Origin of the sequence: Rubeoparvulum massiliense (assembly GCF_001049895.1) — a bacterium.
Lineage (GTDB): Bacteria > Bacillota > Bacilli > Rubeoparvulales > Rubeoparvulaceae > Rubeoparvulum > Rubeoparvulum massiliense.
On record NZ_CVPE01000003.1, the window covers coordinates 287,623 to 299,683 of the forward strand.

Here is a 12,061-nt window from a genome sequence, read left to right on the forward strand (position 1 = left end):
GCTGTGATACAACTCTTACCTTTGGTTGATTATGGTATTCATTTTGTGATCGATGATATTCCTCTTACCAATTATTTTACATTTGGGTGAACCATTTTTTCGGGACGGACAATCTGATCAAACTCTTCTTTAGTGAGAAGCCCTGATTGGAGGGTTGCCTCTTTTAGTGTTAAATTCTCAGCAAAGGCCTTCTTCGCAATGACTGCAGCATTTTCATAGCCAATATAGGGATTTAATGCTGTGACCAGCATCAAGGATTGATGGAGATTCTGATTGATTCTCTCCCGGTTTGGCTCAATACCTACAGCACAGCGGGTATTAAAGGATTGAATACTATCTGCTAATAAACGAACCGATTGAAGGAAATTATAGATGATCACTGGTTTAAATACATTTAATTCAAAATTGCCTTGGCTTGCAGCAAAGCCAATAGCCGCATCATTACCCATCACCTGTACAGCTACCATGGTGACTGCTTCTGCTTGGGTGGGATTCACCTTTCCCGGCATGATGGAGCTACCAGGCTCATTGGCAGGAATGGTTAACTCACCTAAGCCACAGCGTGGGCCACTAGCAAGCCAGCGCACATCATTGGCGATCTTCATCATATCAGCCGCCAACGCCTTGAGAGCTCCATGGGCGTGAACCATTTCGTCATGACTGGTTAGTGCATGAAATTTATTAGGCGATGAATGAAACTGCTTTCCTGTGAGCTTACTAATCTCCAGTGCTGTTTGCTCCCCAAATTGTGGATGCGCATTGATTCCTGTGCCCACGGCGGTTCCGCCAATGGCTAATGATTTGAGATGCTCGACACTCTGTTGAATCAGTTCGCGATCCTTCTCTAGCATATAGGCCCAACCGCTGATCTCCTGTCCTAGCGTCAATGGTGTTGCATCCTGAAGATGGGTTCGACCAATTTTTATAATCTCATCAAATTCCTCTGATTTCCCTTGTAGGGTATGATATAACTGCTGAATGGCTGGTAGAAGTGTCTCCTCTACTGCAAGGACTGCTGCGATATGCATCGCTGTTGGGAAAGTATCATTAGAACTTTGAGAGTGATTCACATCATCATTCGGATGAATGCGAAGCTCACTGCCTGTCTCTTCAAGATACTGGTTGGCGCGGTGAGCGATCACTTCGTTCACGTTCATATTACTTTGGGTACCACTGCCTGTCTGCCATACTACCAGTGGAAAGTTATCATCTAATTTTCCTGCAAGAATTTCGTCTGCTACGAAAGCGATGGCCTCTGCTTTCTCGGCTGAAAGCTGCCCAATTGCAGCATTGGCCAAGGCTGCACCTTTCTTTAAGATAGCAAATGCCCGAATCACCTCTGCTGGCATCTTCTCTGTACCAATTGGAAAATTTTCAAAGCTTCGTTGTGTTTGTGCTCCCCATAGCTTATCCGCTGGAACATGCATTTCTCCTAGCGTATCTTTTTCAATACGATATTGCATAGGTATGTGCTCCTTCCACATTTATATTTACTACGGCTAACACTGATCATCTCTATTATAGAACAGGGTGGTGATAATTGGTACAACGAAGCACCTCGGAAGACTTCAACCCCGATGCTATGACGTACTCTGAATGGCAGCTACCTGATGAAGAGCTTTAATCCATTGCTCATATGCTAAACCATACCGTACTAACTCTCGCTGAATCGCCCAGATATCCTCTACTTGCTTGGTTGCTAGATATTGCTCATAGCTTGTATTGGCCGCTACCATGGCTTCCTTCATCTCTTCCATATGAGGAGTGACAGGTGCTGGAAGCATTCCGAGGACAATCTCATGATGCTGCAAATAGCTTGAATAATGCTGCATGATTTCAGGATCAGCCTGCCCAACCGGCTCTTGACCGCTAGGCTCTATTAGTTGACGAATGGAGTATACGGATAATCGCTCTAATAATCCTCTACTTTCCTCTAGCATCTCTGCCATTACCGTCAGATCCTCTTGCTCTGTGGTAGACAAGGTCTCAATCCCGGCAATGCTATATTCCTTCACATAGATTTCAATCCCTTGGTTCTGAATCCACCGTCCTAACTGCAACCCCATCTCCTGATCCACTGCCACGCCTACAAATAAACGATAGGGCATACCGTCAGAAATAACACCTTGGAAGCCCTTTGCCATCAATTGATCAACGATGGCTTGAGCGCTTGATTCCTCAGCAAAGGCTCCTGCCTGTACCATATGCAGACTCAAAGGTGCAATCTGGATCGCTGTAAGTGGCTCTGTCATCTGTTGTTGTACCTGTTGCTGTTCCTCTGGAACTTGACTAGACAGAGCAGTGAGCCCATTTGCATTCACCGGTACAGTGTGATCATTATGTGGTATCGCTGCAGGTTGAAGAAACAGTTGAAGAAGAAGATAGCCAAAAGTGCTCCCTAAGCCCAGCGCCAAGATGCTGACCAGAAGGATTTTTACCCACCCCCTACGCGAGGTTCGATATTCCCTGCTTGTGGAGAATCCCTGTAGATCTTCAAGGATGGAAGAAGGCTCTGCTTGTGACTCCGCAGGAAAGTGAAGAGAATAATCATCCCAACCGTTGATTGTTGCTCTCGCCTCTCCTAGCATAGCCTGGGGAGCTTCAGCTTCGACTTCTGCTTCTGCTCCTGTGTTTCCTGAGACCTCCTCTTGTGGGTTCTGATTTTGCCATCGCTCATTGCGATATTCTGTTACCTCCGTAGCCTCTACGTTTTTTGGGATAGCGTTCTGCTTCTCTACTTCCAGTTCCTTGCTGCTGGCAGCCTGTTGAATTCTTTCTTGTTGTTCTTTCCATACACGATATTTCTCCACCTCACGTTGAATCTCTGCATCATCAAAGAGGTGGTATACCTTCGGTTCTCCCCTTGTCCCCTCACTGGTCTTCTCTTGATTCGTTCGATAGGTGTAGAGACGGCCAGTACCTTGGGGAAGGTGATGTAGAATGGAACGCTTTGATTGACTTCGCTTAATAGGATGATCCTCCGATAAAGGCGTTGGATTTGTTGGTTCCATGTTCAACGCTCCCTTTCATCAATCATTCTCCTCTAACAAAACGAGGAGTCTTACCATGCTCCATCTATATGTATTAGAAACTAGTAGTAGAACTTTTTTATAGTAGACTTGGTTGAAGGGACTCTTCGGAGATACATGAACACAAAAGAAGAGATACCCATCATTTAGGTATCTCTTCATCATTATCATCATTTTACTAGTAACCATCATATGACTATCTAATCTCACCATCAATGATCTATCACTTACTTAAAGGGATCACTCTTTCCTGCTGGCTGTGGATGCTCTACCTTTGGTAGCCTATCATCAAATTGATCCATTTGATCCACGTAATAGATTGCGAGGGTGATAGAGTAGAGGTAGGCATCATCGCCTAATATTTCATTCATCGCTTGCTGATCACTCAGTTGTATACCCTGAATCCAGGTGATACGTTCTTGATTTTCTAAGGCTTCCATAAACTTTTCCATGGCGGGATAATCGGGGGCTGCAATCTGTAATTGAAGGGTCAGCTGATGAATTTGCTGCTTCATCTCTTCTATTAATGGGTCGCCATTCCCCATAGTTTCTCCTAATGTATCTTCATCAACAGTTAGATTTGTAATTCGGCAACCACTTTCCCCTTCGATCTTCTCGATGTAGAGAAGATATTGATCGATGATGGGATCACTCGGAAGTTTTTTGGCAATCTCCTGGAGATCAGGAGCCTTTTCATCCTGCTTTTTTAGCAATTCCTCAGACAAGACTTCAACTGCACGCTCTTTTTGCAGAATGGAGGCATCCACCTGCTGAATCTCCGAATAAAGAGGTTGAAAGATCAGGAGATATATACTAATACCGATGACCAGCAGAAAAGCTAGAAGGAGTGCACTTTGGAGCAAGAATTTCCGTGCCCAATCACTCATGCGTCTCTCCCCCTTTGCTGGCTACACTTGATTTCACCATCATTAGCTTGAACTCTGCTTCATACCATACGGTAGCAGAATGATTTTCATCCACTTCGGTGCTCACCTGTTGGAGCTTGAACCGCTCAACCCCTAATGCATGCTCTACATGATAGTTAAATGCAGCGATTTGCTGCAGCGAGTTCGTCTTGATTGAAAGAGCAAATTGGCCATCCCCTTCATACCATAGGCTAACAATGGTTCCATCTGAGGGTAAGAGACCGATTATTTTTTGAATAAGTGGTACCACGGGCTGAGAGGCTGCTTCTAGCATGGCTACAGCTTTTCCATATGTAAGCAGGGCTTCCTCGCCGCGATACTCCGCCAATTGGTTTTCTAACATAGTGATCTCTGCTTCTAGATAGCTTTCATACTGACTCTTAACCTCTAGCTTACTCTGAGCCGCTTGAAACTGGACACGAGACCAAATGAGTACAACTGCCACAATGGCAAGGATGGTGATCCAGAAAATCCTTTCCACCACTTTCTTATTCTCACGCTTTGGGAGGAGATTAATATCCACAGACATTTAATTTCCTCCTCTCAGGGCTAACCCTATTGCTAGCTCGTAGTGTCCCCATGAAGAATCTAGGTGTAAAGCTTGACGGATTACACCATGAATGCTACAAACTGCGATCCCAAGCTCTGCTTGAAGCTGCTCGTGCATCTTGTCTAAAAGAGGATGCTCTCCACATAAGATGGCTCGGTCAATCTGTGCCATTCCCCCTTGTAAGGAGAACTGGTAATAGTTAATCATCCGTAGTATCTCAGTGATCGTCTCCCGGATATGACCCTCACCGATGGTCTCTACTTGGAGATATTGAATATTTGTCTTTCCGTTCTCCTCTTCAGCCACTTCCCAGCCATTCTCCGGAAGTAATAGATTCATGGTTCGCATAAAGAGGGGCTTATCACCATCGAAGATACTGACGGTCACTTTTTCATAATCAAATTGGATGAGGAGCAGATGCCCCTCCCCAGCTCCTTGGATGGCTTCCTCGTACAGTCGGTACAAGGCAAGAGGGCTAATATCTGCTGTGACCGGATCCATTTTCAGCTTGGAAAACAGATGAGTATAGGTATTGACGATTTCAGCTGGGGCTGCAATAAGCAAAATCTCCTGTCCATCCTCCGTTTCCTTGTGGAGGGGAATCACATCCATATAAGGATCCTTAAAAGGTAGATGAACTGTTGTATCCAATTCCATATAGAGATAGCCCTTTAATTCCTTCTCTGGTATGGAAGGAGGAACCTTCATCTTGCGAACCACCACATAGGGATCAGGAACAATGAATTGAACTGCTCGATTTTTCCATTTCCGTTCTTTCACAAGGGGTGCCAAGCGGCGATAAAGTTCATCTTCATCCTTAATGGTACCATTGACGATTAAGCCCGGTGGCAAATAGAGCTCTCCCTGCGTACCGATACCATCGAGGTGAGACTGCTTGGATTCTACATAGCGGATGACATGATCTTTGATAACGATATTGATACGACGACGGCGACCAATTCCTAGATAGAATGCCAAGCCGTATCCCCCCTTTCAGTCTTGTAACCATGAAAGATATAGTGCATATAAATCCTCGCTAAAAAAGAGGAGAGTCAGCATCCCTAGGGCAATGGAGGGGCCAAAGGGGAAGGGTTTTCCTCTTTGCACATTACCTCGTAGCATGCCAAATAAGCCAATGATGGTCCCATAAAGGGAGGAGAGGAAGAGGGTGGCAAGGACTCCCTTCCAGCCGAGGAGATAACCAATTAAAGCGAAGAGCTTAATATCTCCACCCCCCATTCCACCACGGCTGATCATGGCGATAATGAGAAGTAGCAGAAAACCGACAATGGCTCCGATGATCATCTGCTTCCATGGAGCAAATGGATAGAAGAATCGTACCAATGTAAACCAGCCTGCAAAGAAGAGGAGAATTTTATTGGGAATCAGCATATAGAGCAGGTCAGAGACCGTAATCATCACCAGTAAGGCAATGATGGAGCCTGCCATGAGGAATTGACCTGACCAGCCAAAGCGATAGAAGGCGTAGGCATAAAGCACCCCGGTGAGCAGTTCCATGATCGGGTAGAGTGGTGAAATGCGACTTTCACAATGACGACAGCGCCCACGCTGCCACAGATAGGAGAGAATAGGAATCAGCTCCCGCCATCCCAAGCGGTGCTTACATTCCGCACAATGGGAAGGGGGAGCAATCATCGAGCCTTTCTCTGGAATCCTCGTACCAACCACCTGGTAAAAGGAGCCGAGACAGGTTCCTAGTATGAACCAATAGATTGTGAAAAAGAGGTTCATAGGATCAGTCCTTAACAGTCTTTAATTAACCAACAGAATTTATTTTACTGTATCATCTTTAGGATTGTTTATTTCGTCTAGAGTAATGCCTTCCGTTTCATAGTTCGTATAGGGCTTTATTTCAAGTAGCCTATGACCTATTAATTTGTATTTATACTTATTAGTAGCAGAATCTGATTCAACTAATACACTAAACGAATCACTAGATAAATTATCTAAATAAGGGTCCAATTCTTCCTTACTGATCGTTTTTGTCTCTCCACCTTCAAGTGGTGGATATGTAGCCATAAACAACTTCGATGCTTCTAAAATTTGAATTGCTTCTGCCTTAACAGCGTCATCCTTCGTCTTGTTAATAATCCCACCAATGTTCGGAACAGCAATCGCTGCAATAATCCCTAAAATAACAATAACAGCCAATAACTCGATCAAGGTTAAACCCTTTTCATTACGCATTAGACGTTTCATCTTGTTTTCCTCCTTTGATATTTAATTGATTTGATTAAAGAGTTCGAACATCGGTACCATAATGGATAGAACGATGGTTCCTACAATCACAGCAAGGAAGATGATCATGGTGGGTTCAATCAAGGATTGAAGCCGTTCAGTGGCTTGTTCCACTTCCGTCTCATAGAATTGCGCCACCTTATCTAGCATTTGATCCAGTGTCCCAGTCTGTTCTCCAATGGCAATCATCTGTGTCACCATAGGTGGAAAAACCCAATGACTTTTTAAGGGAACTGTGATCGATTCGCCACTACCTAAAGAGTGGCGCGACTTATGGATGAGCTGAACCATCACCTCATTATCCAATACCTCTTCCACAATGGCGAAGGCTTGCAAGATAGGAACGGAGCTGACGAATAACGAACTTAAGGTGCTGCTCATACGAGAAATCTGTGACTTTTGAATAATTTTTCCAACGATAGGCAACTTTAATTTAGCATAATCTAGGTAGTATTTACTAGTTTTATTCCGTTTTAAAAGGCACAAAACTGTGTACAAAGTCGCAATAACGATAGCGATGATCCACCAATACATTTGGATCCAGGCACTACTATCTAGCACAAACTGCGTAATGGCTGGAAGCTCACTACCAAATTGCAGAAACATATCAGCGAACATGGGAACTACGGTGGCCAGTAAAAAGATGATCACGGCAATGGCAAAAATCCCTACAGCTACTGGATAGGTGAGAGCGGAGATCACCTTTTGCCGCAAGCGATGCTGCTTCTCATAGTAGGTAGCCATTCGATCTAGGGTATCATCTAATGTTCCGCTTGCCTCTCCTGCCTTCACCATGTTGATAATGAGTGGTGTGAAGATCCGTGGGTGCTGTGCCATCGCCTTGGATAAAGGATGACCCTGCCGCAGTTCCTCTTCAATTTTCTCCAGTGCATGTTGCAGTGTTCTACTCTCTGTCTGATCGATCAGAATCCTAATCGCTTCCACAATAGTGACACCTGCTCGTATCAATGTGGCTAACTGGCGTAAGAAAAGCACAAACTGTGTTGGTTTGACTGCCCTACCTACTTGGATCTCTCGATAAAACAGACTCTTACTCTCCTGCAATTGCATGACCTTGATTCCCCGCTTACGCAAACGCTGCGTAGCCTCTTTGGTTGAATCTGCCTTCACCTTCCCCTCGCACAGCTCACCACGGGAGTTTCGTCCCTCATAGAGATAGAGAGGCATGGATTACATCCCTCCTTCTCCGAGAATAGGCGATGCGCTATCAAAGCAGACCAGTCCCTGATTAAGCAATGTCCGCACTGCAGACTCCATGGTTTGCATCCCCTGAGACCGACTGGTCTGCATCACCGTTAGAATTTGGTGTGTCTTTTCATTACGAATCAGATTGGCTACTGCTGGATTATTAATGAGGATTTCTAAAGCTGCTCGTCGCCCTCCCTGCTTCAAGGGCAAGAGACGCTGTGAAATAATCGCTTGTAAAACATTGGAGAGCTGCAAACGAATCTGACCTTGCTGACTGGATGGAAAGACATCGATAATCCGATCGATGGTGGCGAGAGCCGAACTGGTATGTAATGTTGCTAATACAAGGTGACCGGTCTCTGCTGCAGTAATGGCAGTAGCAATGGTTTCCAGATCTCGCATCTCCCCGACCATAATTACATCTGGATCCTGCCGTAATGCTGCCCGTAAGCCATTGGAAAAACTACTGGTATCATTTCCTACTTCCCTTTGCTCAATGATGGACTGTTCGTGATGATGTAAATACTCAATAGGGTCCTCCAAGGTGATGATGTGGCGATGCATATGTTGATTCATGTACTGAATCATCGCAGCTAGGGTGGTAGATTTACCACTACCAGTAGGACCGGTAACAAGTACTAGCCCATGTACTTTTCCTGCTAGCTCGCGGATGGTATTCGGTAGATTCAACACCTCCAGTGTGGGTACCATCGTTGGTATCAAGCGAAGGGCTAGGCTTACCTGACCTCGTTGAAAAAATGCATTGACACGAAACCGTACCTTCCCTTCATATTCAAAGGAAAAGTCAAGCTCCCCCAACTGATTGAACTCCTCCCAACGCTGAGACGGGACTAGCTCCTCTGCAATCTTCGCTGTCTCCTCAGCACTAAGCACCGCTTGTTGACTGGGATGGAGCGCACCATCAATGCGTAGAATAGGAGGGAGCCCAGATGAGATATGGATATCTGAAGCTCGATCCTGGATGGCTTGATTAATGGCTAATTGTAAGTGTTCATTCATCCTTATCACCTACTCATCTATAGTTACGCGAAGCACTTCATCGAGAGTGGTCAACCCTTCGCTCACTTTGCGTAGACCATCTTCTAGTAAAAAGATTGTTCCTTGATCCTTCGCATACTGACGGATTTCAAAAAGTGAGGCTTTTTCCATGATCATCTGCTTCATTTGATCATCTAGAATCAGGATTTCCTGCAAGGCGATTCTCCCTTTATAGCCTGTCATATTACAGGTACCACAGCCCTTGCCATAGATCACCTCGTCTAGCTCCAGGCCATGCTTGGTAAAAAGCTCTTTTTCCCATTGTTCAGGTGGACGTTTCGTTTTGCAGTCACGGCAGACACGACGTACTAGTCTTTGTGACATTACACCACTGACCGATGCTGCCACCAGAAAGGGTTCAATTCCCATATCCACAAGACGAATGATGGTGCTTACAGAATCATTGGTATGAAGGGTACTTAATACCAAGTGACCTGTCAGCGAAGCGCGGATGGCGATCTCCGCTGTTTCGAGGTCACGAATTTCTCCTACCATCACAATATTAGGATCCTGTCGTAGGATGGAGCGCAATCCACGGGCAAAGGTAAGACCCACCTTACCATTCACCTGAACTTGATTAATCCCTTCAATCTGATACTCCACCGGATCCTCCACGGTGATAATATTAACCGCCTCATCATTCAAGTAGTTTAAGGTGGCATAGAGCGTAGAAGTCTTACCACTCCCCGTAGGTCCAGTGATTAAGATGATACCAGTAGGTCGCTGGATCAAGTTCATATAGCGCTTGAGATTCAGCTTGTTCAATTCCAACTTGCTAAGCTCGTTCAGGGCATTTCCCAAATCTAATACACGTAGAACCACCTTTTCACCATAAACGGTGGGCAATGTCGAGATACGGAGGTCAATGGGATGAAAATCAAGATCTACCTTAATCCGACCATCCTGGGGAAGACGCGATTCTGTAATATCCATTTCCCCCATCACCTTAATTCGGGCAATCAGGACATTCTGCATATGTTTCGGAAGGGTTCGTTCCGTCCGTAGCACGCCATCTACGCGATAACGAACCAGAACCTGTGACTCTTGCGGATCAATATGGATATCACTAGCCTGAAGCTCAACAGCATGTTGGAGCAGCTGATTAACGAGACGAATAACAGGTGTCTCTTCTTCTTCCGTATTGAATGCTTCTGTCTCCTCTGGCGCCTGCGAATAGCTCAGCCATTCTTCTACTGTTTGATCGGATCCATAGTAGCTATTGATGGCTCGTAATATATCATACTTGGTAGCGATGACTGGATCGATTTCAAATCCTGTAGCCATTCTCAAATCATCCATCGCAATATAATCGAGAGGATCGGCCATTGCAACGATTAATTTATTCCCATTGCGCTTTAATGGAATCAAGAGATTACGCTTCGCTTCTTCCTTTGAAATTAACGTAAATAGATTGGTATCAAAAGGATAGCGGTACAGACTTACATGGGGGATGCCTAACTGAAATTCTAACGCTTCAATTAATTGAAGCTCTGTAATGAAGCCCTGTTCAAGTAAGGCATCACCCAATCTTTGATTCGGTTTCTTACTGGCCAACGTTTGCTGCAATTGCTCTTCAGAAATTAATCCTGTTTCAACAAGTAAATCGCCCAAACGTTTCCGCTCCGTAATCACGCCATCCATCTCCCCTTTCATAACTCCGATTACTTAAATAGTACTCTCTACCTATATACTACTTGTGTTTAAGCCTCTTCGCTAGTAAAAATAGGGTGGTAATCGTGTATAAAAATGATATTTTAGAACGATATGAAGGTGAATTTTTGATATTTTACCATAAATAATCTCGTATCATGATCCCGATTCCTTGTTAACATTGTATAATATAAGTGATTTCATGGGTAATTTTTAGAAGAATTGTAACAATTATTTCATTTATTGGCTGATTGATACTTTTGTACTAGCTTCTGTCGCTACTTTCATTTTTATAAAGGAGGGATGATGCAAACAATGAAGGATGACCAAGGCAAGCAAAAAGAGAATGGATTTACCCTATTGGAAGTGGTCTTAAGCATTACCCTCCTTACCATCATTACTGTAAGTATGTTTGGCTTTTTTCAACAAGCCTATCTCTTTAATCAATTGAATCAGAGTAAAACCGTGGCAGTGAGCCTTGGACACAATGCGTTAGTCTATTTAGAGAAACAAGACACCCTTTATTCCGCCTTACTAGAGCATGAGGATATTCGTATCAGCCCTACGCTACTTGAACTGGATGAAATGAACTGCAAAAAATACGGATTGAATCCAAGTGTTTTTTTGCCCATTGTCAATAATGTTGTATATCATATGACCGCAGAAATACAGCTCCATCAAGATCCCAAATTACAAGATTATCTCCTGCCAGTACGTTTAACCGTTCATTGGCAAGTAAAGGAGGCGACCTATGAAACAACGGTGGAAGGATACATCTATAATAACCAGCCCACGATGTAAAGTGAGCTACGATCAGAATGAGCTAAGTCCTCAGGGAGAAGAAGGCTTCACCTTAATCGAATTGTTAGCGGGCTTAGCCCTCTCTAGTCTGGTCATTATCCTGATCACTTCTGTACTTGTTTCAGGTATCCACCTTTTCAATAACATCGGTACAGAAGCCATCTTACGTGATGAAGCGGATGCGATGATGAGTACCATTATTGAACGCCTCTATAATTACCATCCTGATGAGCTAATGGATGGAGCATTTAATCTGCCAGGAGAGATCCAATTTCGCGTTAAAAATCTTGATGATGGCAGAGGGATTCAGCTCTATTATGTGATGAGGACAGATCCTGATCAACGCCTCTTTCCACAAGATATTCTCTTGCAGGATGGTGTGCTTCGTATCGGTGAAGAGACGGTTAGCCATCCCACAGTGAATGTGATGGGTACCATTCGGTTGCTTGAAACGGATGATATTGAAGCAGAAGCCTATGGCTATCGAGAAGGGACAATTGAGGTTGACCTTACATTAACCCATCAGGAAGATGGAAAAACATTAGATGTAAAAAGTAGCTTTGGCTTCTAGCCAAGGG

12 protein-coding genes are annotated in these 12,061 nt (G+C 44.4%); 2 read left to right on the top strand and 10 right to left on the bottom strand.

The window, feature by feature from the left end; translation table 11 throughout:
* Window positions 1-71: 71 nt before the first annotated feature.
* The 10 genes from fumC to BN1691_RS01565 all read right to left on the bottom strand — a co-directional run bounded on the left by fumC (window position 72) and on the right by BN1691_RS01565 (window position 10,685).
* A complete protein-coding gene (gene fumC / locus BN1691_RS01520; RefSeq protein ID WP_048600474.1) occupies window positions 72-1,463 on the bottom strand; it encodes a class II fumarate hydratase in 1,392 nt (463 codons plus the stop codon).
* Between the two features lie 117 nt (window positions 1,464-1,580).
* Window positions 1,581-3,011 (bottom strand): SPOR domain-containing protein, encoded by a 1,431-nt coding sequence (locus tag BN1691_RS01525; RefSeq protein WP_048600475.1) that lies wholly within the window; start codon window positions 3,009-3,011, stop codon window positions 1,581-1,583.
* 245 nt (window positions 3,012-3,256) lie between these two features.
* The gene (locus BN1691_RS01530; RefSeq protein WP_048600476.1) at window positions 3,257-3,916 is read right to left on the bottom strand and encodes a hypothetical protein; all 660 of its coding nucleotides are present in this window, start codon (window positions 3,914-3,916) and stop codon (window positions 3,257-3,259) included.
* Complete coding sequence (locus BN1691_RS01535) at window positions 3,909-4,484, bottom strand: PilN domain-containing protein (RefSeq protein WP_048600477.1); 576 nt, start codon at window positions 4,482-4,484, stop codon at window positions 3,909-3,911. Before BN1691_RS01535 ends, BN1691_RS01530 begins: the two co-directional genes overlap by 8 nt.
* Entirely contained in the window at window positions 4,485-5,483 is a 999-nt protein-coding gene (pilM, locus tag BN1691_RS01540) for a type IV pilus biogenesis protein PilM (RefSeq protein ID WP_048600478.1), read from the bottom strand.
* 15 nt (window positions 5,484-5,498) lie between these two features.
* Window positions 5,499-6,257 carry a prepilin peptidase gene (locus BN1691_RS01545; protein ID WP_048600479.1) on the bottom strand — a complete coding sequence of 253 codons (759 nt, stop codon included), beginning with the start codon at window positions 6,255-6,257 and terminating at the stop codon, window positions 5,499-5,501.
* A 39-nt stretch (window positions 6,258-6,296) separates the two neighbouring features.
* Window positions 6,297-6,725: a type II secretion system protein gene (locus tag BN1691_RS01550; protein WP_048600480.1), complete on the bottom strand. Its 429-nt coding sequence runs from the start codon at window positions 6,723-6,725 to the stop codon at window positions 6,297-6,299.
* Window positions 6,726-6,746: 21 nt separating this feature from the next.
* A complete protein-coding gene (locus BN1691_RS01555) occupies window positions 6,747-7,952 on the bottom strand; it encodes a type II secretion system F family protein (protein WP_048600481.1) in 1,206 nt (401 codons plus the stop codon).
* A 3-nt stretch (window positions 7,953-7,955) separates the two neighbouring features.
* Entirely contained in the window at window positions 7,956-8,993 is a 1,038-nt protein-coding gene (locus BN1691_RS01560) for a type IV pilus twitching motility protein PilT (protein ID WP_048600482.1), read from the bottom strand.
* Between the two features lie 9 nt (window positions 8,994-9,002).
* The gene (locus tag BN1691_RS01565) at window positions 9,003-10,685 is read right to left on the bottom strand and encodes a GspE/PulE family protein (RefSeq protein WP_048600483.1); all 1,683 of its coding nucleotides are present in this window, start codon (window positions 10,683-10,685) and stop codon (window positions 9,003-9,005) included.
* 300 nt (window positions 10,686-10,985) lie between these two features.
* Between BN1691_RS01565 and BN1691_RS01570 the strand changes: the two genes are divergently transcribed.
* Both BN1691_RS01570 and BN1691_RS01575 read left to right on the top strand, forming a co-directional pair.
* A complete protein-coding gene (locus BN1691_RS01570) occupies window positions 10,986-11,483 on the top strand; it encodes a type IV pilus modification PilV family protein (RefSeq protein WP_147545548.1) in 498 nt (165 codons plus the stop codon).
* Complete coding sequence (locus BN1691_RS01575) at window positions 11,434-12,054, top strand: hypothetical protein (RefSeq protein WP_147545551.1); 621 nt, start codon at window positions 11,434-11,436, stop codon at window positions 12,052-12,054. The genes BN1691_RS01570 and BN1691_RS01575 overlap by 50 nt, the downstream gene beginning before the upstream one ends.
* Window positions 12,055-12,061: the final 7 nt, after the last annotated feature.

Coding starts and splice junctions, on each gene's coding strand:
- fumC (WP_048600474.1), bottom strand. CDS start 1,463: ATGCAATATCGTATTGAAAAAGATACGCTAGGAGAAATGCATGTTCCA.
- BN1691_RS01525 (WP_048600475.1), bottom strand. CDS start 3,011: ATGGAACCAACAAATCCAACGCCTTTATCGGAGGATCATCCTATTAAG.
- BN1691_RS01530 (WP_048600476.1), bottom strand. CDS start 3,916: ATGAGTGATTGGGCACGGAAATTCTTGCTCCAAAGTGCACTCCTTCTA.
- BN1691_RS01535 (WP_048600477.1), bottom strand. CDS start 4,484: ATGTCTGTGGATATTAATCTCCTCCCAAAGCGTGAGAATAAGAAAGTG.
- BN1691_RS01545 (WP_048600479.1), bottom strand. CDS start 6,257: ATGAACCTCTTTTTCACAATCTATTGGTTCATACTAGGAACCTGTCTC.
- BN1691_RS01550 (WP_048600480.1), bottom strand. CDS start 6,725: ATGAAACGTCTAATGCGTAATGAAAAGGGTTTAACCTTGATCGAGTTA.
- BN1691_RS01555 (WP_048600481.1), bottom strand. CDS start 7,952: ATGCCTCTCTATCTCTATGAGGGACGAAACTCCCGTGGTGAGCTGTGC.
- BN1691_RS01560 (WP_048600482.1), bottom strand. CDS start 8,993: ATGAATGAACACTTACAATTAGCCATTAATCAAGCCATCCAGGATCGA.
- BN1691_RS01565 (WP_048600483.1), bottom strand. CDS start 10,685: ATGAAAGGGGAGATGGATGGCGTGATTACGGAGCGGAAACGTTTGGGC.
- BN1691_RS01570 (WP_147545548.1), top strand. CDS start 10,986: ATGATGCAAACAATGAAGGATGACCAAGGCAAGCAAAAAGAGAATGGA.
- BN1691_RS01575 (WP_147545551.1), top strand. CDS start 11,434: ATGAAACAACGGTGGAAGGATACATCTATAATAACCAGCCCACGATGT.